This window comes from Pseudomonas sp. DR208 (assembly GCF_019823005.1).
In the GTDB taxonomy this organism is placed as follows: Bacteria; Pseudomonadota; Gammaproteobacteria; order Pseudomonadales; family Pseudomonadaceae; genus Aquipseudomonas; species Aquipseudomonas extremorientalis.
Map to the genome: position 1 here is coordinate 2,305,262 of NZ_CP081944.1, position 24,934 is coordinate 2,330,195.

Consider the following 24,934-nt stretch of genomic DNA (forward strand, 5'->3'; position numbering starts at 1 on the left):
CTATTAATACGGGTGACTGTACTTGTGCGGCGCGGACAAGCACCATGCTTGTCATGCGCCGCCGTTGAACTACCTGGGCTGCGCCCCCATCTACTCTTTCTATTCCCTTCTTTGGTGCGTATTCCGATATGAGTTCCGCTCTGTCCATCCGGCAGCTAACCAAAACCTACGGCAACGGTTTCCAGGCCCTGAGTGGTATCGATCTGGACGTTGCCGAAGGTGACTTCTTCGCCTTGCTCGGCCCCAACGGTGCCGGCAAATCCACCACCATCGGTATCCTCTCCACCCTGGTCAACAAGACCAGCGGCACGGTGAATATCTTCGGCCACGACCTGGACAAATCCCCGGCGGCGCTCAAGCGCTCCATCGGCGTGGTGCCCCAGGAATTCAACTTCAACCAGTTCGAAAAGACCTTCGATATCGTGGTGACCCAGGCGGGCTACTACGGCATCCCGGCGAAAATCGCCAAGGAACGCGCCGAGCAGTACCTGACCCAACTGGGCCTGTGGGACAAGCGCGATGTGCCTTCGCGTTCACTCTCCGGTGGCATGAAGCGTCGCCTGATGATCGCCCGCGCACTGGTGCATGAACCGCGCCTGCTGATCCTCGATGAGCCCACCGCGGGCGTGGACATCGAGCTGCGCCGCTCGATGTGGACCTTCCTCACCGAGCTGAACGAGAAGGGCATCACCATCATCCTCACCACCCATTACCTGGAAGAGGCTGAGCAACTGTGCCGCAACATCGGCATCATCGATCACGGCACCATCGTCGAGAACACCAGCATGCGCAACCTGCTGGGCCAGTTGCATGTGGAGACCTTCTTGCTTGACCTGAAGAACAACCTGTCGGTGGCGCCACAGTTGCTCGGCTACCCGAGCCGCCTGGTGGACAGCCACACCCTGGAAGTGCAAGTGGACAAGGCCGTGGGCATCACCGCGTTGTTCACGCAGTTGGCGACCCAGAACATCGAAGTACTGAGCCTGCGGAATAAAACCAATCGCCTTGAGGAGCTGTTCGTGTCCCTGGTGGAGAAAAATCTGACGAAGGTGGCGGTATGAGTTCCGAACTGCAACCCAACCTTGTCGCACTGCAAACCATCGTCTACCGCGAAGTGAAGCGCTTTACCCGGATCTGGCCGCAGACCCTGCTGCCGCCGGCGATCACTATGGTCCTGTACTTCGTGATCTTCGGGAACCTGATCGGCCGGCAGATCGGCGACATGGGTGGCTTCACCTACATGGAGTACATCGTGCCGGGCCTGATCATGATGTCGGTGATCACCAACTCCTACGGCAACGTGGTCTCGAGTTTCTTCGGCAGCAAGTTCCAGCGTTCCATCGAGGAACTGATGGTGTCGCCGGTGTCGCCCCATACCATCCTGATCGGCTACACCCTGGGCGGTGTGCTGCGGGGCCTGATGGTCGGCGTGATCGTGACTTTGCTGTCGCTGTTCTTCACCCACCTGCAGGTGCATCACCTTGGGGTCACCATCCTGGTGGTGGTACTGACGGCGACGATCTTCTCGCTGCTGGGCTTCATCAACGCGGTGTTTGCGCGCAACTTCGATGATATCTCGATCATCCCGACCTTCGTGCTCACGCCGCTGACCTACCTGGGCGGGGTGTTCTACTCCATCACCTTGCTGCCGCCGTTCTGGCAGACCGTGTCGCTGGCCAACCCGGTGCTGCACATGGTCAACGCCTTCCGCTACGGCATTTTGGGTGTGTCGGATATCAAGATCAGCGTGGCGATCACGTTCATGTTGATTGCCACCGTGGTGCTGTATATCGGTTGTGCACGGTTGCTGGTGAGTGGGCGCGGGATGCGTACGTAAACGCGGTCAAAAATGTGGGAGGGGGCAAGCCCCCTCCCACATTTGTATTTGAGTAATGTCAGGCTTTCAGTGCCAGCTCGATCAGACGGTGCAGCTCTTCAACCGTCAGCGGCGCGTTCGAGAACAGAATGCGAAACACCGTCGGCGCTGCGATCAGGTTGATCAGATGGTCCACGTTCGGTGGCATCTCGTCCGGATAGCGCTCGATAATCGCCTGAAACTGCCCGCTCAGAATGCTCACGCAGTACCCCGGCGTGATCAAGCACTGCAAGTCGCGCATCATGTTGCGACCCGGTTCCGAACTCATTTCATCCAGATACTGCTCGGCCCAGGCCTGCAGGTCGCCGCGCAGGCTGCCAGTGTTGGCCGGCTCGCTGTCGGGGCGCATGCGTGCCAGTGCCACGTCCGCCAACAGCACGGACAGATCGCCCCAGCGCCGGTAGATGGTGGAGGGCGTAACCCCCGCGCGCGCCGCTATCATCGGCACGGTGACGCTGGAGCGCTCATGGGTTTCCAGCAGTTCGCGCACTGCGTTGTGCACTGATTCTTGGACCCGGGCACTGCGGCCCCCCGGGCGAAGGCCTTCTTTAATCGCCATGCTGGTGACCTTAACACAAAGAATTTGCTTTAAGCGCTGGCCGGTAGCACACTCCGCAAAAGCAAAATATTAGCTTTAGCGGAGCGTGCGTATGTCCAGTCCTGTTTCCCATCGTTCCAGCCTGGTGTTCCTCGCGATCACCTTGCTGACCTTCCTGGCCGCTTCGAGTGCGCCGACGCCGTTGTACCACCTGTATCAGGAGGGCCTGCATTTTTCGGCAGGCATGCTCACGCTGATCTTCGGGGTCTACGCCCTGAGCCTGCTGGCGGCACTGCTGACCGTTGGCTCATTGTCGGACCACCTGGGGCGCAAGCCGGTGATTTTTGCTGCGCTGCTTCTGAATATGTTGGCGATGTTGCTGTTTATCAATGAAGGCAGCGTGACCTGGTTGATTGCCGCCCGTACCCTGCAAGGGTTTGCCACCGGCATGGCCACCGCCGTGCTGGGCGCGGCATTGCTCGACACCGACCGCCAGCAGGGCCCGCTGGTCAACAGCGTGGCGCCGCTTCTGGGCATGGCCTGCGGGGCGATGGGTAGCAGTCTGCTGGTGGAGTACGCGCCGTTGCCGACCCAGTTGATCTACTGGGCGCTGCTGGCCTTGATGCTGTTGCAGGCCCTCTACGTATGGCGTTTGCCGGAGACCGTGAGCCGCATCCCCGGCGCGCTGGCGTCGCTGCGCCCGACGTTGCACGTACCGCCCCAGGCGCGCCGGGCATTGTGGCTGTCGTTGCCGGTGGATATCGCCGTCTGGGCAATGGGCGGGTTCTACTTGTCCCTTGCGCCATCGCTGGTGCGTGCGGCCACCGGCTCCACTTCCAACCTGATCGGTGGCGGCCTGGTGGCCGTGCTGACCCTGAGCGGCGCACTGATGATCTTTACCCTGCGCAATCGTGCGGCCGACAAGGTGCTGCGTCTGGGCGCCGGCTTGCTCGCCATCGGCGTGACGCTGATCCTCACCGCCGTGCACAGCGCCAGCCTGGCACTGTTCTTCATCGCTACCCTGATCGCCGGCAGCGGCTTTGGTGCGGGCTTTCTCGGCGCCTTGCGCAGTGTGGTGCCACTGGCCTTGCCCCATGAACGTGCGGGGCTGATGTCGGCGTTTTATGTGCTGAGCTACCTGGCGTTCTGTTTGCCTTCATTGCTGGCAGGCAACCTGATTCGCAGTGTTGGCCTGATCGCCACCACCGACGGCTACGGCGCGGTCCTCATCCTGCTGGCGCTCGGCGCACTCGTCGCATTGTTGTGGCAGGATTCAGCGCGGGTGCGGGTGACCACGGACAGCTGACGGTAATAGTTACTGCTCGTATATTGGTAAAACAGATAATAGTTAGAGATATTACTCGTTATATAGATATTCGATCAGGTTCTATGATGGCCTCAACCTCATACGAGAAAGAGGCACGCCATCATGCCCTGCACGAATACCCTCAGCTACAAACCCTTCAGTCACCTGGCCCGTCCACGGGAAGTGATTCGCCAGTTCACCCCCAACTGGTTCGCCGCGACCATGGGCACCGGCGTACTGGCGCTGGCTCTGGCGCAACTGCCGGTCAACCTGCCAGGTTTGCACGCCATCGCCGAAGCGCTGTGGTTGTTCACCATCGGCCTGTTCGTGTTGTTCAGCGTGCTGTATGCGGCCCGTTGGGTAATGTTCTTCCACGAGGCGCGGCGGATTTTCGGGCACTCCACGGTGTCGATGTTCTTCGGCACGATTCCCATGGGCCTTGCGACGATTCTCAATGGTTTGCTGCTGTTCGGCTTGCCGCGTTGGGGCAGCGACGTGATACCGCTGGCCGAGGCCTTGTGGTGGCTGGACGTGGCCATGGCCATGGCCTGTGGCGTACTCATCCCGTTCATGATGTTCACCCGCCAGGAACACAGCATCGACCAGATGACCGCCGTGTGGCTGCTGCCCGTGGTTGCCGCCGAAGTCGCCGCCGCCAGCGGTGGCCTGCTGGCGCCGCACTTGGCAGATGCGCATTCGCAACTGGTGATGCTGGTGACCAGCTACGTGCTGTGGGCGTTTTCGCTGCCGGTGGCGTTCAGCATCCTGACCATCCTGGTGCTGCGCATGGCCTTGCATAAACTGCCCCATGCCAATATGGCCGCGTCGAGTTGGCTGGCCCTGGGGCCCATCGGCACCGGTGCGCTGGGCATGCTGCTGCTGGGGGGCGATGCGCCGGCGATCTTCGCGGCCAACGGTTTGCCGGGCGTGGGTGAAATGGCCAACGGCCTGGGGCTGGTGGCCGGTATTACCCTGTGGGGCTTCGGCCTGTGGTGGATGCTGATCGCAGTGTTGATCACCCTGCGTTATCTGCGCGCAGGCATCCCGTTCAACCTGGGCTGGTGGGGCTTCACCTTTCCGTTGGGGGTGTACGCGCTGGCCACGTTGAAGTTGGCGAGCCTGTTGCACCTGGGTTTCTTCAGCGTCTTCGGCAGTGTGCTGGTGATGGCGCTGGCGCTGATGTGGCTGATCGTCGCCAAGCGCACGGTGCAGGGTGCCTATAAAGGTGAGCTTTTTGTTTCGCCGTGCATTGCGGGACTAGGGAATAAGTAAGCGGAGTTAGGTAAAGTCGTGGCCTGATAACTATTAGGCCACGCAGGAACACGGACGATGAGCCACCCCTCGCAATTCACCTTGCTGCGCACACGGCGTTTCCTGCCGTTTTTCATCACCCAGTTGCTGGGCGCGTTCAACGACAACATCTTCAAGCAATCGCTGATCCTCGCCATTCTCTACAAGCTCACCATCGACGGCGACCGTTCCATCTGGGTCAACCTCTGCGCCTTGCTGTTTATCCTGCCGTTCTTCCTGTTCTCGGCGCTGGCCGGGCAGTTTGGCGAGAAATTCAACAAGGACGCGTTGATCCGCGCGATCAAGATCGGCGAGATCGTGATCATGGCCGTGGGCGCCACCGGTTTCCTGTTCAATCACCTGGAATTGATGCTGCTGGCACTGTTTGCCATGGGGACCCACTCGGCGCTGTTCGGGCCGGTGAAGTACTCGATCATGCCCCAGGCCCTGCACGAAGATGAGCTGGTGGGCGGTAACGGCCTGGTGGAAATGGGCACGTTCCTGGCGATCCTGGCTGGCACCATTGGCGCCGGGATCATGATGTCTTCCACCCATTATGCGCCGGTGGTGGCAGCGGCGATTGTCGGCGTGGCGGTGTTGGGTTACCTAGCCAGTCGCAGTATTCCCCGGGCGGCGGCGTCGACCCCGGGGTTGCGCCTGAACTGGAACATTTTCAGCGAATCCTGGGCGACCCTGCGCCTGGGCCTGGGGCAGACGCCGGCCGTTTCGCGTTCCATTGTCGGCAACTCGTGGTTCTGGTTTGTCGGTGCGATCTACCTGACGCAGATCCCGGCCTACGCCAAGGAATGGTTGTACGGCGACGAGACCGTGGTGACGCTGATCCTGACGGTGTTCTCTGTCGGCATCGCACTGGGCTCGATGCTTTGCGAAAAGCTTTCCGGGCGCAAGGTGGAAATCGGCCTGGTGCCGTTCGGTTCATTCGGCCTGACGGTGTTCGGCCTGTTGCTGTGGTGGCACTCCGGCGGCTTCCCGCAGAACGTACAGGCCAATGACTGGCTCGCCGTGCTCAGCTACGGCCAGGCCTGGTGGGTGTTGTTCGATATCCTCGGTTTGGGCGTGTTCGGCGGCTTCTATATCGTGCCGCTGTATGCGCTGATCCAGTCGCGCACCGCCGAGAACGAACGCGCGCGCGTCATCGCCGCCAACAACATTCTCAATGCGCTGTTCATGGTGGTTTCGGCAATCGTGTCGATCCTGCTGCTCAGCGTGGCCAAGCTGTCGATTCCCGAGCTGTTCCTGGTGGTATCGTTGCTCAACATCGCGGTCAACGCCTACATCTTCAAGATCGTCCCCGAGTTCACCATGCGTTTCATGATCTGGCTGCTCAGTCATTCCATGTACCGTGTGGAGCATCGCAACCTGGAGGCGATTCCGGATGAAGGCGCGGCGTTGCTGGTGTGCAACCATGTGTCGTTCGTCGATGCGCTGTTGATTGGCGGCGCGGTGCGTCGGCCGATTCGCTTTGTCATGTACTACAAGATCTACCGCTTGCCGGTGCTCAACTTTATCTTTCGTACCGCCGGGGCGATTCCGATTGCGGGGCGTCACGAAGATATCCAGATCTACGAAAAGGCCTTCACGCGGATTGCGCAGTACCTGAAGGAAGGGGAATTGGTGTGCATCTTCCCGGAGGGCAAGTTGACCGCCGATGGCGAGATGAACGAATTCCGCGGTGGCGTGACGCGCATCCTGGAAGAGACGGCGGTGCCGGTGATTCCGATGGCGTTGCAGGGGTTGTGGGGGAGTTTTTTCAGCCGCGATCCGAACAAGGGCTTCTTTCATCGGATCTGGTCGCGAGTGGTGTTGGTGGCGGGCGAGCCGGTGGAGGGGCCGACGCCTGCGAGGTTGCAGGAGGTGGTAGGCGGGTTGCGGGGGAGTGTCAGGTAGTTTTGGTTTTGGCTGTAACGGCCCTATCGGGGGCAAGCCCCCTCCCACCTTTGATGTGTGAACACAGTCAACATGTGGGAGGGGGCTTGCCCCCGATTGCGGTAGTGGCTCAGGTGCTGAGCTTGAGGCCAATCAGCCCGCAGATGATCAACGCCACACTGGCTAACCGGAACAGCGCCATGGACTCGCCAAACAGGATAATCCCCGCAATCACAGTGCCCACGGCACCCACACCGGTCCAGATCGCATAGGCGGTGCCCAGCGGCAGTTCCTTCATGGCCAGCCCTAGCAGGCCGAGGCTGATGGCCATGGCGGCAATCGTCAGGGCGGTGGGCAACGGCTTGCTGAAACCGTCGGTGTACTTCAGGCCGACGGCCCAGCCGACTTCGAACAACCCGGCAAAGAACAGAATGATCCAGGACATGGTGATTCCCCTTCTATAGATGGGGTCGTCCCCGGATTCTGCGCTATGGAGCGTCGCAGGGTCGTCCCCGCGAAGCTCGGTAGAGTGCCGAAAAGTGCCCGGCTGATCAAGTTTGCGGCGTGTTCTCCAGCACGCGACGGTCTTCCTTTTCGCTCATGCGGCGGAAGTAGGTCGACAGCAACGCCCCGGAAATATTGTGCCAGACGCTGAACAGTGCACTGGGCACGGCCGCCAACGGCGAAAAATGCGCACTGGCCAGCGCGGCGCCCAGCCCGGAGTTCTGCATGCCCACTTCCAGCGCCAGCGACTTGCGCTGTGCCAACGGCAACTTGAACACACGGCCGGTGAAGTAACCCAGCAGGTAACCGAAGCTGTTGTGCAGCATCACCACCGCCATGATCAGCAGGCCCGACTCGGCGATCTTCGCCTGGCTGGCGGCAACCACCGCCGCGACGATGATCACGATGCTCACCACCGACACCAGCGGCAGCACGTCGACCGCATGGCGGACCCTCTCACCGAGCACGCGTTGCGCCAGTACGCCGAGCACGATCGGCAGCAGCACCACTTGCAGGATCGACCAGAACAACTCCATGAACGACACCGGCAGCCAGGCCGACGCCAGCAGCCAGATCAATGCTGGCGTCAGCAGTGGGGCGAGGAGGGTGGTGACGGCGGCGATGGCCACCGACAACGCCAGGTCGCCACGGGCCAGCCAGGTCATTACGTTGGACGATGTGCCGCTTGGGCAGCAACCGACGAGGATCACGCCGACGGCAATTTCCGGTGGCAGGTGGAAGGCCTGGCACAGCAGCCATGCCACACCCGGCATGATCACAAAGTGCGCGACCACGCCCAGGGCGACGCGCCAGGGATGGCGGGCGACCTCGGCGAAGTCATCGAGTTTGAGGGTCAGCCCCATGCCGAACATCACCAGGCCCAGCAGAGGGACGATGGCGCTTTTCAGGCCGATGAACCAACCAGGTTCGAGGAAAGCGACGACGGCGAAAATCAACACCCAATAGGCGAAGGTATTGCCGACGAAGCGGCTCAAGGCGGCGAGAGCGCGCATGGGATGTCCTTTTTTGTTGGATTCGATCAAATGTGGGAGGGGGCTTGCCCCCGATAGCAGTCTGTCAGTCATAGGTGTTTTAACTGACAGAATGCTATCGGGGGCAAGCCCCCTCCCACATTTTGAATTTCACACGGTTTAGATACCCTGCGGGGTCTCTTCACCACCCAGTGCTTCAACCAGCGCCGGCAGGAATTCGCCGAACGTCAGCATCATCAGGGTAAAGCTTGCGTCCAGCTGGCCCAGGGCTTCTTCACCGCCGTCCTGTTCCGCCTGGTCTTGCAGCAGGTCTTCGAACTTCAGGCGCTTGACAGTCATCTTGTCGTCGAGCATGAAGGACAGCTTGTCCTGCCAGGCCAGGGACAGTTGGGTCACGACTTTGCCGGTGGTCAGGTGCAGCTGGATCTCTTCGCCGGTCAGGTCCTGGCGCTTGCAGCGCACGATGCCGCCGTCTTCGTGGGTGTCGCGCAGTTCGCACTCGTCGAGGACGAAGAAGTCATCGGCCGGCTTCTGGGTGGTGACCCAGTCGGTCATGATCGCAGTCGGTGCCGTTTTTACGGTCAACGGGCGAACCGGCAGGGTGCCGATCACTTCACGCAGGGTCGACAGCAGGTCTTCGGCGCGTTTCGGGCTGGCGGAGTTGACCAGGATCAGGCCCTGCTTTGGCGCGATGGCGGCGAAGGTCGACGAACGACGGATGAAGGCGCGGGGCAGGAAGGCCTGGATGATTTCATCCTTGATCTGGTCGCGTTCCTTCCTGTAGACCTTACGCATTTGCTCGGCCTCGATCTCTTCGACTTTCTCTTTAAGTGCGTCACGCACCACGCTGCCCGGCAGGATACGTTCTTCCTTGCGCGCGGCGATCAGCAGGAAGTCGCCGCTGACGTGAACCAGGGGAGCGTCTTCACCTTTACCAAACGGCGCGACGAAACCGTAAGTGGTCAACTCCTGGCTGGCACAAGGGCGCGCCAGCTTGGTGGCCATGGCCGCTTCCAACGCCTCGGCATCAACAGGCAGATCTTGGGTCAGGCGATAGATAAGCAGGTTCTTGAACCACATGGGGTGAGTCTCTCCTTTATACAAAGGGGGGCATTATTCTCTTGATAACGTCCCAGGCCAACCCTGCCTAAGCCATTGGAAGCTATCAAAAAAAAGATTTAAGAAAGTGCTTGCCAGACTTAAGGTCGCTCCGTAGAATGCGCGCCACACCGAAACGAAGGGTGATTAGCTCAGCTGGGAGAGCGTCTGCCTTACAAGCAGAATGTCGGCGGTTCGATCCCGTCATCACCCACCATTCGCTTCAAGTGTTACGCGCAGCGGTAGTTCAGTCGGTTAGAATACCGGCCTGTCACGCCGGGGGTCGCGGGTTCGAGTCCCGTCCGCTGCGCCATATTCGGTCACCTGGAACGCTGAACGCCAGGTCACCACAGGAAGCCCGCTTAATTGCGGGCTTTTCTTTGCCCGGAATATGGCAAAAAATCGCAAGCAGAACTTTTTTTAAATAAATTGCATTTAAATCAAGACATTACGATTTTTTGGTGTATGATGCGCCCACACCGAAACGAAGGGTGATTAGCTCAGCTGGGAGAGCGTCTGCCTTACAAGCAGAATGTCGGCGGTTCGATCCCGTCATCACCCACCATTCGCTTCAAGTGTTACGCGCAGCGGTAGTTCAGTCGGTTAGAATACCGGCCTGTCACGCCGGGGGTCGCGGGTTCGAGTCCCGTCCGCTGCGCCATATTCGGTCACCTGGAACACTGAACGCCAGGTCACCCCAGGAAGCCCGCTCATTGAGCGGGCTTTTTTTCGTCCTCGATTTGACCTCCCTTGCCTTGACGTTGTGCACTGCCTATTCGCCCTGAACTGTGCTGGTGCGTCATGACGTGAGGGAATACCCCCATGCACATTGGTCGATTGCGCCCCTTGCGGCTTAAACGTTTATCTATAGCCACGCGAAGACTTCCAGGCGAGTCATCGGCAGCAGGAGGCTGCGGTGCCCGCTCTCCAACATAAAAATAGTCTGCAAGGGGAATGGCTCTAGATGAAATATCCACTGCGTCCGTTGGTGTTCTGGCCAACTTTCCTGATCCTGCTGGCGGCGGTGATCGCCAGCTACATTGATCTGAATGCGTTCCTGGCGATCAGCAAACAGCTCAACAACCTGATCCTCAAAAACTTTTCCTGGCTGTTCAGCGCCGGCTCGTTTGCCATGGTGGTGCTGACCGCCATCGTCTACTTCTCCGCGCTGGGCAAGGTGCGTATCGGCGGTGAAGATGCGCAGCCTTTGCTGAGCAAATGGCGCTGGTTCATGGTGGCGTTGTGCACCACGCTGGCGGTGGGTGTGCTGTTCTGGACCACCGCCGAACCGCTCTACCACTTGTACGGCCCACCCACCAGCCTGCCGATTGAGCCCGGCAGCGCGGCGGCGAAGAGCTTTGCCATGTCGACGATGTTCCTGCACTGGACCATCACGCCCTACGCGATCTACCTGGTGCCCTCGCTGGTGTTTGCCCTGGTGTTCTACAACCGCCGCAGCCGTTTCTCCATCGGCGCCATGCTCGAGCCGTTGCTCGGCGAAGTGCGTGTTCGGCGCTATGCCGGGCTGATCGACACCCTGGCGATGTTCGCCCTGGTCGCCGGTATGGCCTCGTCCCTGGGCACAGGCGCGCTGACCCTGGCCGGTGGCCTGGCCCAATACATCGGCGGTGAAACCACGCCGTTCCGCCTGGCCATCATCATTGCAATCATCGTCATCACCTTTGTCGCCTCGGCCGCCAGTGGCTTGCAAAAAGGCATTGTGATGCTGTCTTCGTTCAATACCTGGATCATGCTGGCCCTGGGACTGTTCGTGCTGTTGTGCGGGCCGACCTTGTACATGTTCAGCCTCGGCGTCGAATCCCTCGGCGTCTACCTCGACACCTTCTTCAGCCGCAGCCTGTTCACCGGTGCTGCCAGTGGCGACACCTGGCCGCACAGTTGGACGGTGTTCTACTGGTCGGTGTGGTTTGCCTGGGCGCCGGTGAGCGCGCTGTTCCTCGGCAAGATCGGACGTGGCTATACCGTGCGCGAATTCATCCACATCAACATGCTCTACCCGGCGTTGTTCACGGCGGTGTGGATCTGCATCTTCTCCGGCGCCAGCCTGTATTTCGATGCGCTGGGCGACGGCAGCCTCAACCGTGTGCTCAACGAACAGGGCGTGGAACACGTGCTGTACCAGATGTTCCAGCAACTGCCGGCCAGCGGCCTGATGATCGCGTTCCTGCTGTTCGTGGCGTTCATCTCCTTTGTGACCGCGGCAGACTCCAGCACCGACGTGATTGCCAACCTGTGCAGCAAGGGCGTGACTGCCGATTCCGACCTCGACGGCAACCCGCTGTTGAAGATTGTCTGGGGCCTGATCATCGGGACGGTGTCGTGGGTGATGGTCGCGTTTGTCGGGGTGGACGGGGTGAAGATGCTCTCTAACCTCGGCGGTTTGCCGGGCATGATCCTGGTGTTGCTGGCCAGTACCTCGCTGATCTTCTGGTTGAAAAACCCCGCCTTGCTGGACGTGAAACGCCTTCAGCGGACACCTGAAACGGAACTGCGTGGCGCCAGCCCTGTGCCCGATTTTGCCCGCTGATCGATTGAACTGCTGTTGGAGTTACTGATGGAAATCGTTACTGAATTTTCTTACACCGTGCGCGAAATCGAGCACTGCCTGATCCCCTTGAGGGACGGCACCCAACTGGCCGCACGCATCTGGCTGCCGGAAGTCGCCGACCCCCAGACCTTCCCGGCGATCCTGGAATACCTGCCATACCGCAAGCGCGATGGCACCGCCGTGCGTGATGCGTTGACCCATCCGTGGATGGCGGGGCAGGGCTATGTGTGTGTTCGCGTCGATATGCGTGGCAATGGTGAGTCCCAGGGCCTGATGGCCGATGAATATCTGTTGCAGGAACAGGAAGACGCCCTTGAAGTGATCGATTGGCTGTGCCGGCAGCCGTGGTGCGATGGCAACGTCGGCATGATGGGCATCTCCTGGGGCGGCTTCAACGGCCTGCAAGTCGCGGCACGCCAACCCGAGGCGCTGAAGGCGATCATCACGCTGTGTTCCACCGATGACCGCTTTGCCGATGACATCCACTACAAGGGCGGCAACCTGTTGATGGAGAACTTCGGTTGGGCCGCCACCATGCTCAACTTCAGCGCTGCGGTGCCCGATCCGCTGTTGGTCGAGGACTGGAAAAGCCTCTGGCACCAACGCCTGGACGCCATGCCGTTGCTCGCCGAAACCTGGCTGCAGCACCAGACCCGCGATGACTACTGGCGCCATGGCTCGGTGTGCGAGGACTATGCGCAAATCAAGGCTGCGGTGTATGCGGTGGGCGGCTGGGGCGATGCCTACCGCAATACCGTGTCGCGCCTGATGGAAAACCTGCCGGGGCCGAAGAAGGCCATGCTCGGCCCGTGGATTCATAAATACCCGCATTTCGCGGTGCCCAATCCGGCCATCGGCTTTCTGCAGGAGGCCAAGCGGTGGTGGGATCACTGGCTCAAAGGTGTGGATAACGGCGTGATGGATGACGCGGCGTGCACCTTTTACCTACAGGATATTCTGCCGCCGAAGGGCAGTTATGCCGAACGGCCCGGCGTCTGGGTACAGACCACCGGCTGGCCGGACCCTCAGGTGCAATGGACCGATTTCAGCCTGGGCGAACATGGCCTGAATCCTGGAGCACAGCCTTTGGTCACGACGCGCAGCATTTGCTCGCCGCTGACCACGGGCCTGCACCAGGGCGAATACTGCGCCATCTGGTTTGGCCCGGACGGCCCGACGGATCAGCGCCGTGATGATGCCCACTCGCTGTGCTTCGATTCCCAGCCGCTGACCGAGCCATTGGCGTTGCTGGGCGATGCTCGCCTCAAGCTGCGCCTGGCGAGTGACACGGCCTGCGGCCAATTGGTCGCCCGGCTGAATGCCGTGGCACCGGACGGGCAGGTGACGCAGATCAGTTATGGCGTGCTCAATCTCACGCTGCGTGAAGACTTCTCCCGCGTAACACCGGTAGTCCCGGGTGAACCGATGGACGTGCATCTAAACCTCGACCACATCGGCATGCGCTTGCCGGCCGGCTACCGTCTGCGCCTGGCCCTGAGCACCGGCAGTTTCCCGTTGCTGTGGCCGAGTCGCGAGCTGACCACGTTGACCTTGCTGCCGACCCTGCAAAGCCTGCAACTGCCGGTGTTCACCGGTGCGGCGGTGGACTGCCCGTTCGAGGCGCCGCAATCGGCGACGCCAGTGGCGATGGAAGTCCTACGCGCCGCTGCGCCGAAACGCACCCTGATCGAAGATGTGGGCAGTGGCGAAGTCTGCGTGAAGATCGAAGACGACCTGGGCGCGGTACGGTTTACCGATCACGGCTTGTCGGTGGACCAGCGTTGCACCGAGCAATATCGCACCTTGCCTTGGGACCCGCTGTCGACGCGGGCGGATATCGAATGGCACTACCGCGTCGGCCGTGACCAGTGGGCCGTGGAGGTGGAAAGCCATTTGAGCGTGCACGCCGATGCCGAGTGGTTCTACATCGAAGCGGAGCAGACCGCCTGGGAACAGGGCCAGTTGGAACATCGTCGGCAATGGAGCAAGCGCGTGGCGAGGGTCGCGCTGTAAGCGGGCAACTGGCAGGATGCTTGCCATCGTGATCGCTGCGGGCCTGGGGCAACTCGGGCTCGCCATTGCCAATGGAACTGTTCATGTCGCGCCGAAACGTCGATCTTCCACCGCTCAACTGCTTGCAGACGTTCGAAGCGGCTGCCCGCCATTTGAGCTTTACCCAGGCCGCCCATGAACTGAACCTGACCCAGAGCGCGGTCAGCCGCCAGGTCAAGCGCCTTGAAGAAGACCTGGCCCGCCCGCTGTTTTATCGACTGGCCCAGGGCCTGAGCCTGACGCCCGCCGGTGTGCGTTACTTCCGTACCATCCAGCGTCTGTTGCGCGAGCTGGATCGCGAGTCCGCCGAGTTGCGTCGGCGTGGCGCCGACCGCCAGTTGACCCTGGCCAGCACGCCCACCATCAGTACGATCTGGCTCGCCGGCCTGTTACCGCAATTCCAGCGCGAACACCCGGACCTGGACATTCGCATCCTGTGCAGCGAAAGCCCCAGCCATCTGGACGTCAGTGAATATGACCTGGGCCTGTTCTATCACTTGGATGAACTGGCCGCGCCCCACGGCCTCGAGCTCTCGCCGGTGTTCGATAGCGAGCAGGTCATCACCGTGTGCAGCCCGGTCTACCTCGAACACCACGGCCCGATTCGCGATATACACCATTTGCTGCACGCCCACACCTTGCTGATCGTGGAGGACCACTACCACGATTGGCTGACCTGGGCCGATTGGTTCACCGATGCCGGTGCCGACTATTACACCCCGCGCCACGCGTTGCGGACCAACAGCTATCAACTGCTGATGCAGTCGGCGGTGATGGGCCACGGCGTCGCACTGGGCTGGAAGAGTCTGCTGGAAGACGATCTGGCGTCCGGGCGCCTGCAAATGGCCTTGCCTCACACCATGCACAGCCGGGGCCGCCTGCATCTGATGCAACCCCACCACCGCAACCCGCCGTCGGCTGCGCGCAGTTTTCGTCAATGGTTACTGGCCAAGGCTGCCGAGGTCGAGTGATCGGGCTTAAGGTCAACGTTGGCCGGTTTTTTTCTTGCGGGTCTGACGCGTCGCCAAGTGCTCGAAACAAAAAGACGCGGTGCCGAACACTGCAATCAGGGTGAGTACGAGCATGCCGAGGGTTGAGCTTTCCACGGTGGTTTCCTACAGGTGATGGAGTAGGACTTCACGGTAGAGGCGGGGAGAAAGCGGCTCAATAGACCCGACGCAATCCTTATGCGGGCGGGCCTATTGTTACGCACTTTTTACGGGGCGTTGCGGCTGTGGCGGTAATCGCTGACCGCTTCATACACCGCCTTGCGCAAGCGGTTGATGCCGCCGATGGGGCGATGCTCTGCTACGCCGAACCAGGGGTTGAACGACTGGTTGTCGCACGCCAGGTTCTGCTCGGGGGTATCGAAGTCCTGCGCCGGGATCCGCACCTTGGCCACCGTCTCATACGGCGCGTCGCTTTCCTTCCACTCGATGCTGGTGTCTTCAATGGGCATGAATTTCTGCGGGTTCTGCCGCTGGATCTGCAGCACGAAACACGCCGGCACGCGATCGGTAGACAACTGCTGGCTCAAGGCGCTGCGCAGGAAATTCGGCAGGTCCTGATTCTGTTTGGGCAGTGCGTATTCCGGGCAACTCTGTGGGTCGGGGGCCACGCGGAACTTGGCGTTGGCCGCGCCGAACTTGTAGGGCGAGACCGAAAAGTACGTGGTCTGTGTCGGGCTCGCCGGTGCCGGCGCCAGGGTGGCGAGGGCGATGAACAGGTGACGGACCTGCCAGGTACGCGGGTCGACCTTGGGGAAGAACGCCAGGACTTTCTTGCCATCCGCCTGGGCGCCGATGTTCTGTGCGTACTCCGCCACATCACTGACAAAGAAGTTCGGATGGCTGAACATCACGAAGTCCTGTTCGGTGCGGGTCTGCTGGTCGGCCAGCAGTTGCTTGCCCGGCACGTCCAACAGCTTGAGCGCCATGCCCCGTGCATCGCGGATGCTGTCGAACTGCGGGTAGGCGTTGCCGTTGGACAGCCGTATCAGCGCCTGCCAGGTCTTGCCCGGCTCGGCAAACACGCCCTGGCGCAGCGCCGGATCGAGGTCGGCCATTACGCTGACTTCGGCCTTCACGCAGCCATGGGCCTTGGCGTGGGCGTCGCGCAGATAGCGCGTGCCTTCGCGGTGCTGGTCGACGATGCGCACCGCCGTCTGGATGATGCCCTGGGTCATCGCCGCTTCGCCGGGCGGAACCTGCTCATTCGGTGATACCGGCCCGCTGTGCTGCCAGGCATACCAGGCGGTGGCGGCCAGCCAGCCGAGCAGGCCGAGGCCCACCAGCCAGACTAAGGTCTTGCCGAGAAACGCACCCATGCGCAGCCACAGGCGGGCGAGCAGGGAAGGTCGGTCGTAGGGGGATCGAATCATCATGGCAGTTGTTGCTCCAGCGGGCCGCCCAGCACTTTGAGGTATTCCAGCAGCGCCCAGCGTTCCTGCGGTTGCAGGTAACGGCCGATCACGCCATTGCCACGTTGCCCGGCACGGAATTCGTGGCCGCTGTTGTGGTTGCCGGTGATTTTGGTATCGAACAGGAAGGCATTCTTGAACGCACCGGTCTCGAAGCCCAGATGACGCGGATCGTAGTTGAAGGTGCCTTTATAGAAGGTGGTGCTGCGCTCGTCCTGAGGCGAGAGCAATTGATAGATCGTCGGCACCGAACCGTTGTGCAGGAACGGCGGCGTAGCCCATACGCCAGCCAATGGCCGCGCCTTATAGGCCCGCAGCTCGCGCACGCCGATGGGCAAGCCGTAGCCATCCAGGCGCGGACGCTCGGCCGGGGTCACGCCGGCGGCACGGTAGGCATGCTCTTCGACAAAGGCGGTGACGTAGGCCAGGCCCTTGGCCACGGACATCTTTTTCACGTCCAGCGGTTCGGTCGGCGTCGGGTGCAGCTCGACGTTGAGTGTGGCCAGTTCCGCCGGGTCCCATTGCAGGGCGCTGAGGTCGTAGCGTTGGTCGGCAATGTTGCTGGCAGTACCGGGGTCGGTGCCGATGTAGTCCACCGGCAGCATTTTAAGCGCCTGCACCGGGCGGCCGTGTTCCTGGGTGACGCTGGGCACATGGCAGCCGGCGCAGTTTTCCGCGAACAGTGCACGGCCCTGGGCGGCGAGGGGCTTGTCGATGGCGCCGAACAGCTCCTCGGGCCAGGTCGGCGGCTTGAGGCGTTGCAGGGTTTCTTCGATGAGGTTGAGGTCACGCACGCGGACGCTGGACGGGTAACGTGCATCGCCCTGGAGCGGCTGGCCGGCGGCGTCGAAAAAGCTCAGCGTGGCGCCGACACCCAGGGCCTCACCGATATTGCGCGCCATGGGTTGCTGGGCCGAACCGTTCCATTGCACCCAATCGAAAGTCCAGATGTCCCACAACTGCGGGTAGTCCACCGGCGCGTTGGCGACGCGATAATTGTCGGGGGAAATCGCATCGCCAAAGCTGGCGTTGGCGATACGGCCAAACGCGTCGGTGCGGCCCGGGCCTTCCTCGGTGGGGTAGAGGCCGCGATGGGTGTCATTCCAGGCCACCTTGAGGAACTGGTTCAGCGATTGCTTGAAGTCCTGGCGCAGTTGTTTGTGTTCGGCGTCGTAGCGATCGCCGAGCACTTGGCGGGCAAAACGCTCGAACTTCCACGGGTTGTAGTAGGTGGCGGCGAGGCTGGCGACCAACGCCTGGCCGAAACTGCCGCCGCGCAGGGTCGGAACGCTGGAGGGCAGTACATGCTGGGCCGAGCCGCCGTCGATGCGCAGGGCCTGGCCTTTGAAGTGCAGCTCGCCGGTATGGCAGGCGGCGCAGGTGATATCCAGGTATTCAACGTTGCTGCCGGCGTTTTTATGCCGGGCGAAACCCACGGGCAAGTTGCCGGGGTTTTGCACGGTGGGCACCTGCCTGGGGTCGACCAGGAAACCGAAGCGCGCCAGGTAGTCGGGCGTGGCAAAACGTTGCTCGGAAAACGGCAGTTCGAGGGCGGTGAACCAGTCGTAGTGCAGGCCTTTCACTTGCGTGCCCTGGGGCGTGAAGTAATAGGTCTGGCGGTCGGCGGCACTCCATTGGTCCTGGTAGTGGACCTGCTCCACAGGCACGTAGTCCGGCAGCTTGGGGTTGATGGTGTAATAGAGCACCACGGCCAGCACCAGGGCCAACATGGCGAATATCAGGAGTAAAACACGGGAAAAAATGCGCAAGATGGCTATCCTTGTCTCGGCCTTGTCGAGTGGTCGCGTTGTTATGCCACTACGCCACAAGGGCGGCAAGTGGCCATGAGCCTGGTAGTAGGTGGCTCCACGACCCGTCGCGGCCCTGCATCATGAATGAAAATGCTTTTAAACACGTGAACTTATCGGAAGTTTCCTGCTCACATGCCGGTAGCCATTGGTCGTGGCCGCCTGATAAGCTCGCGACTTTATTCGAATGCCCTTTTGGCGCATGAACAAGGAAATAGCATGAAACAGCATCGGTTGGCGGCGGCGGTGGCCCTGGTTAGCCTGGTACTTGCGGGTTGTGATTCGCAGACCAGCGTAGAGCTGAAAACCCCGGCGCAGAAAGCTTCCTACGGTATCGGCCTGAACATGGGCAAGAGCCTTGCCCAAGAAGGCATGGATGACCTGGATTCCAAAGCGGTAGCCCAGGGCATCGAAGATGCCGTCGGCAAAAAAGAGCAGAAGCTCAAAGACGACGAACTGGTTGAAGCGTTTGCCGCACTGCAGAAGCGTGCTGAAGAACGCATGACCAAGATGAGCGAAGAGTCGGCAGCCGCCGGCAAGAAATTCCTCGAAGACAATGCCAAGAAAGACGGCGTCGTCACCACCGCTTCCGGTCTGCAGTACAAGATCGTGAAGAAGGGCGATGGCGCCCAGCCCAAGCCGACCGACGTGGTGACTGTTCACTACACCGGCAAGCTCACCAACGGCACCACCTTTGACAGCTCCGTGGATCGCGGCAGCCCGATTGACCTGCCGGTCAGCGGTGTGATTCCGGGTTGGGTCGAAGGCCTGCAACTGATGCACGTGGGCGAGAAGGTCGAGTTGTACATTCCTTCCGACCTGGCCTACGGCGCGCAGAGCCCGAGCCCGGCGATTCCAGCCAACTCCGTGCTGGTCTTCGACCTGGAACTGCTGGCCATCAAGGACCCAGCCAAGGCTGACGCGCCTGCTGCACCAGCCGCCAAGAAGTAATCGGCGCCTGAACATACAACGCCCCGTCTCGACGGGGCGTTGTTGTTTCTGTGGTCAGCAAGCCCTCTCCCACATCAGAGCCCGGCGAATTCAAACGAACGTCTGCAACCTGCAACAGTCTGATATAAGACTCGAGTACGGGTAGCCGCACATCAACGCCAAGTCAATGAAATCTTGGGTTTTTTTTCAGTGCGCAAAAAACGCCCGATCTGACTGCAAGCCTTGTATTACGTGGCTTTCAGCCCGGAAAACAGGCTCTGTTCACAAGGTTATCCACAATTTGTGTGGATAACCTTTTATGTCATATGGAACTGGAGTGACGAATGAAACCACCGTTCAATTTCACCCGTTTCCTGCCCATGGCCGCACGCCTTCTGGGTCGCGGACGCTTGCCTACGCTATTGTTCGCGGTCGCTGCTAAAGGCTCGAGCCAAGGCAATCGCCTGGGCAAGCTCAAGGATGATCTCAGGTTGCTCCAGGCCCTGTGCCTGGCTTACTGGCGCGGTGAGTACCGGGCCATCAGCCCCAAGGCGCTGATCTCGGTGGTGGCGGGGCTGATGTATTTCCTCAGCCCGATTGATGCGATCCCCGACTTTATCCCCATGTTCGGCATGCTCGACGACATTGCCGTGCTGGCATGGGTCATGAAGACCCTGGACGGCGAACTGAACGCGTTTCGCGCCTGGCGCGACGCCCAGCGTCCGGAAAAGCTCGCCGTGGTTGAGCGGCTGCCTGCGACGCCCGCGCTGCTGGCCCAGGAAAACCCGCAAAAAAACCCATGACCTGGCTATCCCCTGCGACCTTTGTGGCTGTTAGGATTACACTCCTAAGGAAAGAGCTTACTTAGTAAGTGCAGTTATCCTACGGGGCAGTCATGGATATTCAGATAATTTCACGCAATGGCGAACCCGAATACGCGGTGTTGCCATGGGATCAGTACCAGGCGTTGCTAAAAGCGGCCGGTCAGCAACAGCCTACGCCACCTCCTTCCGTATCGACTGCCCAAGCCGCCCCTGCGCAGGATCTGCGCCTGCTCGCCGACCTGCGCGGCTTGCGCGAAGCCAAAGGCCTGGCGATCGAGACCCTGGCCCGCACCGTGGGCATCAGCCCGTCATATCTTGGATTGATTGAAAGTGGTGAACGCCAGCCGGATGCCGCGATCCGCCGCAGCCTGGCCTGGGAATTGGGCGTTGCAGGTTGGAGGGATGAATCTTGAGCCTACGTATCAGCCGTCAACACTGGGATGGGTTACTCAACGAACTGGACCAGGCGCGCCGCCAGCGCCATTTGCTGACCTACCGCGCGCTGTTGGAGCGCCTGCAATTTCCCACCCCTGCCATGCAAACCCTGGCCGCTGCCCTGGAACACCTGGCAGCGCTGGACGCCAAGGCCGAGCAGCCATTGCGCAGCTCGCTGGTGATCAGCCAGGGTGCCAGCCGTTTGCCGCGTACCGGTTTCTTCGAGTGCGTGGAGCGCCTGGGGCGTTTCAGCGGGCCGTCCGATGGCGTGGCCGCCGCCTCCTGGCACGCTTCGGAAGTGGTGCGGGTGTTTGAATACGAGTATCCCGAGTCCGCCGAGGCTTAAAGCGCCTGGGGCAGTGCGTCCATGCTGTCGATCACATGGATGCTGTAGCCAGCCATATCCTTGGCATGGTGTTTGGCTTGCGACGCCAACTCCGCCAACTGGCTGGCATCGAGTTGTCCACAGGCCTGTGGATACAAATGCACCACCCCGATGGACAGCGACAGCAGTGCAAACTCCTGGCGCACGCCCTGGCGGTTCAACGCCACGAAACAGCCGGCCTCCAGATGCTCGGCGCGGTAGAAGCGCCGGCATTGGGTGTGGAAGTCATCCAGCAGCTGGTTGAGCCGCTTGCGCCAGTCCTGCGGGCCGAGCACCAGCAAAAAGTCATCACCGCCGATATGCCCGACAAAGTCACGGCTGGGATCGACCCGGTCGTTCAGGCACTGCGCCAGGCACAGCAACACCTCATCCCCACGCCCATAGCCGTAGATGTCGTTGAACGGCTTGAAACTGTCGATATCCACGTAGCAGATCACCGACTCGCGCTGCTGTTGCAGAAGACGTGTGAGGCACTGCTGGATCGGCACGTTGCCGGGTAGCAGGGTCAGTGGATTGGCGTAGCGCGCCTGCTGGATTTTCCGTTCGGTGATCAGCTTGAGCACATCGATCACCCGGCCCAGACCCAGGTAATCGCCATTGAGGGTGATGATGAAGTCTTCTTCGATACGTTGCCGCGCACGGCTGGTGAGCAGGCGGCTGACCTGTTGCAGCGACTGGCTCAACTCCACCGCCAGGAAGTCGGTGCTCATCAGGCGGCTGATGGGCTTGCGTGCAAACAGGTCGGTGGCGAACGGCTTGAGCAGCGCATCCGACAGCGAATGCCGGTGCACAATACCGATCGGGTGCCCACGCCCGTCCAGCACCGCCAGGGAATTGAGGTTGGCCTGGCGGCGGAACGCTTCGAGTACCTGGGCGGTGGCGGTATCCTGGTCCACCGCCGGCTGTTCGCTCAGCAGGGCGCTGAGGTCGCTGCCTTCATCGTTCAGTGCCACATTGGAACTGTCGGGCTTGGGCAGCATCAGGCGGGCTTCCTGCGGCGGTTGCTCCTGTGGTCGGCAGAGCAGGTAGCCCTGGACCAGGTCCACACCCATTTCCGTCAGCACCGCCAACTCCTCGTGCAACTCAATGCCTTCGGCAATCACCTGGGCGCGTGACGCCTTGGCGATCTGCAGGATGGAGCCGACAAACTCGCGTTTGAGCGCATCCTGATGGATACCGTCGATAAAGTGCCGGTCGATCTTCACGTAATCCGGACGCAGCTCCGACCACAAGCGCAGGCTGGAATAACCGGCGCCCAGGTCATCCAGGGCAATCGAGAAGCCCATGTTGCGGTAGTGATGCAGGGCGGTTTGCAACAGGTCGATATCGTTGGTGGGGGTTTGTTCGGTGAGTTCGATCACCACCTGGCTCGGTGGAATGCCGTAGTCATGCAGCAGTTGCAGGGTGCGTCCCGGTTGGTGCGCGGTTTCCATCAGGGATTGAGGCGAGACGTTGAGGAACAGCTTGCCCGGTAGCTTCTGCTCGCTGAAGCGCCGGCACGCGCTTTCGCGGCAGGCGATCTCCAGTTCACTCAGGCGTCCGGCCTGGCTGGCCACGGAGAACAGGGCGACGGGGGAGTGCAGCGGGCTGTTGGACGGGCCGCGGCTGAGGGCTTCGTAGCCGAGAATGCGCCGTTCAGACAGGCAGATGATCGGTTGGAACAGGCTGTGCAAACTGCCTTGAGCCAGGATAGAGCCCAATGCATTCAGCTGTTCGGTCATGGTCATGGCGATCTCGATCGAAAAAAAAGGACCGCAGGCTTGAAACCTGCGGTCCTTCATTTCACGACAGAATGATGTCTATATGATGACACTCCAAGGAGCGATCACATTAAATCGCCATCATTTACTGCTTGGCCACCTGCTTGCTGATCTTCAGGTAGTCCAGCAGGATCCGGCCGGTCTCGGCCAGGTAGGCGTCGTCTTCCGGCTTGGTTTTTTCCGCTTCGGTCGGCAGCGCATCTTCGTCTTCTTTCTTCAGCTCCTTGAGTGGATCCTCACCCTTGGCCTTGCGGCGGATGTTTTCCAGTACGAGTTGCTTGTTTTCGATGTCGGCATGCTGCGCGCGACGATCCACTTCGTTGAGGCTGACGGTTTTTTCTTCCATCAACTTCTTGGCCAGGGCCAGCTTGTCGCGGATGAACACGAACTCGGCATCCTTGGCGGAGCGGGTGTCGTGGTCGGCTTTCAACTGCGCCAGGAACGGCTTGAACGGATCCGACGCCGGCTTGATCGCAGGGCGGATGGTGTCCCACGGCATGGCTTCCGGCAGGGCGCTTTCGCCGATTTCCTTGGTGTCGATGATCGACGGGAAATCGATGTCCGGCAGTACGCCCTGGTGCTGGGTGCTCTGCCCGGAAACCCGGTAGAACTTGGCCAGCGTCAGTTTCAGCTCGCCATGGTTCAGCGGCTGGATGGTCTGCACGGTGCCTTTGCCGAAAGTCTGGCCGCCGATGATCAAGGCGCGGTGGTAGTCCTGCATGGCGCCGGCGAAAATCTCCGAGGCCGAGGCCGAGAGGCGGTTGACCAGCAAGGCCATCGGGCCTTTGTAGAAGGCGCCCGGGTTCTCGTCTTCCAGCACGTCGACACGGCCATCAGCGTTGCGGACCAGCACGGTCGGGCCTTTGTCGATAAACAGGCTGGTCAGCTCGGTAGCTTCCTGCAGGGAGCCGCCGCCGTTGTTGCGCAGGTCGATGACCACGCCGTCGACTTTTTCCTTCTGCAGTTCGGTGAGGATTTTCTTCACGTCGCGGGTGGTGGACTTGTAGTCCGGGTCGCCGGCCCGGAAGGCCTTGAAGTCCAGGTAGAAGGCCGGGATCTCAATCACGCCCAGCTTGTAGTCCTTGCCATCCTGCTTGAGGTTGAGGATTTTCTTTTGCACAGCCTGGTCTTCGAGCTTCACCGCTTCACGGGTGATGGACACGATCTTGCTGGTCTGGTCGTTCGGCGCATTGGTGTGCGGAATCACTTCCAGGCGCACCACGCTGCCTTTCGGCCCACGGATCAGCTTGACCACTTCGTCCAGGCGCCAACCGACCACGTCGACCATCTCTTTGTCGCCCTGGGCCACGCCGATGATCTTGTCGGCCGGAGCGACCTGCTTGGTCTTGTCGGCCGGGCCTGCCGGTACCAGGCGCACGATCTTGACCTGGTCATTGTCGCTTTGCAGGACGGCACCGATGCCTTCCAGCGACAGACTCATGTTGATATCAAAATTTTCCGCGTTATCTGGCGACAGATAATTGGTGTGCGGGTCGTAGGACATCGCGAAGGTGTTGATGTAGGCCTGGAAGATATCTTCGGCACGGGTCTGGTCCAGGCGCGCCAACTGATTCTTATAGCGCTTGGTCAACAGCTCCTGGATGGCCTTGGGCTCTTTGCCGGCGATCTTCAGGCGCAGCACTTCGTCCTTGACGCGTTTGCGCCACAGGTCGTCAAGCGCGGCGGTGCTGGTCAGCCAAGGCGCGTCCTTGCGGTCCACCAGAAGGTTTTCCTTCTGGGTGAAGTCGAGCTTGTCGACGCCTTTGTCCAGCTCACCCAGGGCGAAGTCCAGACGCGCTTTGACGCGGTCCAGGTAACGCTTGTAGATGGTGAACGCGGGCTGCAGGTCGCCGCTCTTGAGGAAGTCGTCGAACTGGGTCTTCCACTTGTCGAACTCAGCGATATCGCTGGCCAGGAAGTAGCTGCGCGACGGGTCCAGCAGCTTGAGGTAGCTGTCGTAGATGATCACCGAGCGAGCGTCGTCCAGCGGCGGCTTGCTGTAGTGATGGCGCTTGAGCAACTCGACGACGTTAAGGCTGGCAATCACCTCATCGCGATCAGGTTGAAGATTGTCCCAGCTGTTGGCTGCGAACGTATTGGTCGACATCGACGCGAAGCCGAGACCAATGAATAGAGCGAGGGCGGTGCTGGGGAACAGATGCTTCATGCTGATTCGACGCGGGGGCAATTGATAACGCATATTAGGCCGTCTTTGAGGGAGCCGGTTCCATATGGTCCGGTCGCATAATGCAAAAAGCCCG

21 protein-coding genes and 4 tRNA genes are annotated in these 24,934 nt (G+C 60.8%); 16 read left to right on the plus strand and 9 right to left on the minus strand.

Features of this window, described 5'->3' with window-relative positions:
• The first annotated feature begins 128 nt into the window (after positions 1-128).
• Positions 129-1,061 carry an ABC transporter ATP-binding protein gene (locus K5K89_RS10430; RefSeq protein ID WP_058427204.1) on the plus strand — a complete coding sequence of 311 codons (933 nt, stop codon included), beginning with the start codon at positions 129-131 and terminating at the stop codon, positions 1,059-1,061.
• Entirely contained in the window at positions 1,058-1,837 is a 780-nt protein-coding gene (locus K5K89_RS10435) for an ABC transporter permease (protein WP_025858807.1), read from the plus strand. Before K5K89_RS10430 ends, K5K89_RS10435 begins: the two co-directional genes overlap by 4 nt.
• Before the next feature lie 58 nt (positions 1,838-1,895).
• Here K5K89_RS10435 and K5K89_RS10440 read toward each other — a convergent pair whose 3' ends face one another.
• Positions 1,896-2,435 (minus strand): TetR/AcrR family transcriptional regulator, encoded by a 540-nt coding sequence (locus K5K89_RS10440; RefSeq protein WP_071492246.1) that lies wholly within the window; start codon positions 2,433-2,435, stop codon positions 1,896-1,898.
• 91 nt (positions 2,436-2,526) lie between these two features.
• Between K5K89_RS10440 and K5K89_RS10445 the strand changes: the two genes are divergently transcribed.
• From K5K89_RS10445 to K5K89_RS10455, 3 genes are all read left to right on the plus strand, one after another.
• Complete coding sequence (locus K5K89_RS10445) at positions 2,527-3,720, plus strand: MFS transporter (protein ID WP_222541352.1); 1,194 nt, start codon at positions 2,527-2,529, stop codon at positions 3,718-3,720.
• Between the two features lie 123 nt (positions 3,721-3,843).
• Entirely contained in the window at positions 3,844-4,992 is a 1,149-nt protein-coding gene (locus K5K89_RS10450; RefSeq protein WP_092247975.1) for a TDT family transporter, read from the plus strand.
• Between the two features lie 57 nt (positions 4,993-5,049).
• Positions 5,050-6,918 carry an MFS transporter gene (locus K5K89_RS10455; RefSeq protein ID WP_071492249.1) on the plus strand — a complete coding sequence of 623 codons (1,869 nt, stop codon included), beginning with the start codon at positions 5,050-5,052 and terminating at the stop codon, positions 6,916-6,918.
• A gap of 109 nt (positions 6,919-7,027) precedes the next feature.
• On the opposite strand, the gene sugE is transcribed toward K5K89_RS10455, so the two are convergent.
• The 3 genes from sugE to rdgC all read right to left on the minus strand — a co-directional run bounded on the left by sugE (position 7,028) and on the right by rdgC (position 9,473).
• The gene (gene sugE, locus K5K89_RS10460; protein ID WP_071492250.1) at positions 7,028-7,342 is read right to left on the minus strand and encodes a quaternary ammonium compound efflux SMR transporter SugE; all 315 of its coding nucleotides are present in this window, start codon (positions 7,340-7,342) and stop codon (positions 7,028-7,030) included.
• Between the two features lie 106 nt (positions 7,343-7,448).
• Positions 7,449-8,414, minus strand: coding sequence for a bile acid:sodium symporter family protein (locus K5K89_RS10465; protein ID WP_071492251.1), 966 nt, complete (start codon positions 8,412-8,414; stop codon positions 7,449-7,451).
• 138 nt (positions 8,415-8,552) lie between these two features.
• Complete coding sequence (rdgC, locus tag K5K89_RS10470) at positions 8,553-9,473, minus strand: recombination-associated protein RdgC (protein ID WP_222541353.1); 921 nt, start codon at positions 9,471-9,473, stop codon at positions 8,553-8,555.
• Between the two features lie 159 nt (positions 9,474-9,632).
• Here rdgC and K5K89_RS10475 point away from each other — a divergent pair.
• The 7 genes from K5K89_RS10475 (at position 9,633) to K5K89_RS10505 (ending at position 15,083) form a co-directional block, all read left to right on the plus strand.
• Positions 9,633-9,708, plus strand: a tRNA-Val gene (locus K5K89_RS10475).
• A 19-nt stretch (positions 9,709-9,727) separates the two neighbouring features.
• Positions 9,728-9,804: transfer RNA gene (locus tag K5K89_RS10480), tRNA-Asp, on the plus strand.
• A gap of 176 nt (positions 9,805-9,980) precedes the next feature.
• Positions 9,981-10,056: transfer RNA gene (locus K5K89_RS10485), tRNA-Val, on the plus strand.
• 19 nt (positions 10,057-10,075) lie between these two features.
• Positions 10,076-10,152 (plus strand) — tRNA-Asp (locus K5K89_RS10490).
• Between the two features lie 303 nt (positions 10,153-10,455).
• Entirely contained in the window at positions 10,456-12,039 is a 1,584-nt protein-coding gene (locus K5K89_RS10495; RefSeq protein ID WP_222541354.1) for a BCCT family transporter, read from the plus strand.
• A gap of 27 nt (positions 12,040-12,066) precedes the next feature.
• A complete protein-coding gene (locus K5K89_RS10500) occupies positions 12,067-14,073 on the plus strand; it encodes a CocE/NonD family hydrolase (RefSeq protein WP_222541355.1) in 2,007 nt (668 codons plus the stop codon).
• Between the two features lie 83 nt (positions 14,074-14,156).
• On the plus strand, positions 14,157-15,083 hold the full coding sequence (locus K5K89_RS10505) for a LysR substrate-binding domain-containing protein (RefSeq protein ID WP_058427309.1): 927 nt from the start codon (positions 14,157-14,159) through the stop codon (positions 15,081-15,083).
• A gap of 12 nt (positions 15,084-15,095) precedes the next feature.
• On the opposite strand, the gene K5K89_RS28620 is transcribed toward K5K89_RS10505, so the two are convergent.
• The 3 genes from K5K89_RS28620 to K5K89_RS10515 all read right to left on the minus strand — a co-directional run bounded on the left by K5K89_RS28620 (position 15,096) and on the right by K5K89_RS10515 (position 18,300).
• Entirely contained in the window at positions 15,096-15,218 is a 123-nt protein-coding gene (locus tag K5K89_RS28620; protein ID WP_256572963.1) for a hypothetical protein, read from the minus strand.
• A 110-nt stretch (positions 15,219-15,328) separates the two neighbouring features.
• On the minus strand, positions 15,329-16,495 hold the full coding sequence (locus K5K89_RS10510) for a catalase family protein (RefSeq protein ID WP_071492254.1): 1,167 nt from the start codon (positions 16,493-16,495) through the stop codon (positions 15,329-15,331).
• Complete coding sequence (locus K5K89_RS10515; RefSeq protein WP_071492255.1) at positions 16,492-18,300, minus strand: di-heme-cytochrome C peroxidase; 1,809 nt, start codon at positions 18,298-18,300, stop codon at positions 16,492-16,494. Before K5K89_RS10515 ends, K5K89_RS10510 begins: the two co-directional genes overlap by 4 nt.
• A gap of 258 nt (positions 18,301-18,558) precedes the next feature.
• On the opposite strand from K5K89_RS10515, the gene K5K89_RS10520 reads away from it, so the two are divergent.
• The 4 genes from K5K89_RS10520 (at position 18,559) to K5K89_RS10535 (ending at position 20,874) form a co-directional block, all read left to right on the plus strand.
• Positions 18,559-19,290 (plus strand): FKBP-type peptidyl-prolyl cis-trans isomerase, encoded by a 732-nt coding sequence (locus K5K89_RS10520; protein WP_071492256.1) that lies wholly within the window; start codon positions 18,559-18,561, stop codon positions 19,288-19,290.
• A gap of 323 nt (positions 19,291-19,613) precedes the next feature.
• Positions 19,614-20,072 carry a YkvA family protein gene (locus tag K5K89_RS10525; RefSeq protein WP_071492257.1) on the plus strand — a complete coding sequence of 153 codons (459 nt, stop codon included), beginning with the start codon at positions 19,614-19,616 and terminating at the stop codon, positions 20,070-20,072.
• Positions 20,073-20,164: 92 nt separating this feature from the next.
• Positions 20,165-20,506 (plus strand): multiprotein-bridging factor 1 family protein, encoded by a 342-nt coding sequence (locus K5K89_RS10530; RefSeq protein WP_093514451.1) that lies wholly within the window; start codon positions 20,165-20,167, stop codon positions 20,504-20,506.
• On the plus strand, positions 20,503-20,874 hold the full coding sequence (locus K5K89_RS10535; protein ID WP_005786715.1) for a hypothetical protein: 372 nt from the start codon (positions 20,503-20,505) through the stop codon (positions 20,872-20,874). Before K5K89_RS10530 ends, K5K89_RS10535 begins: the two co-directional genes overlap by 4 nt.
• On the opposite strand, the gene K5K89_RS10540 is transcribed toward K5K89_RS10535, so the two are convergent.
• On the minus strand, positions 20,871-22,640 hold the full coding sequence (locus K5K89_RS10540) for a bifunctional diguanylate cyclase/phosphodiesterase (RefSeq protein WP_071492291.1): 1,770 nt from the start codon (positions 22,638-22,640) through the stop codon (positions 20,871-20,873). The two genes, K5K89_RS10535 and K5K89_RS10540, sit on opposite strands and share 4 nt — an antisense overlap.
• A 118-nt stretch (positions 22,641-22,758) precedes the next feature.
• Entirely contained in the window at positions 22,759-24,840 is a 2,082-nt protein-coding gene (locus K5K89_RS10545; protein ID WP_173668602.1) for a carboxy terminal-processing peptidase, read from the minus strand.
• Positions 24,841-24,934 lie beyond the last annotated feature (94 nt).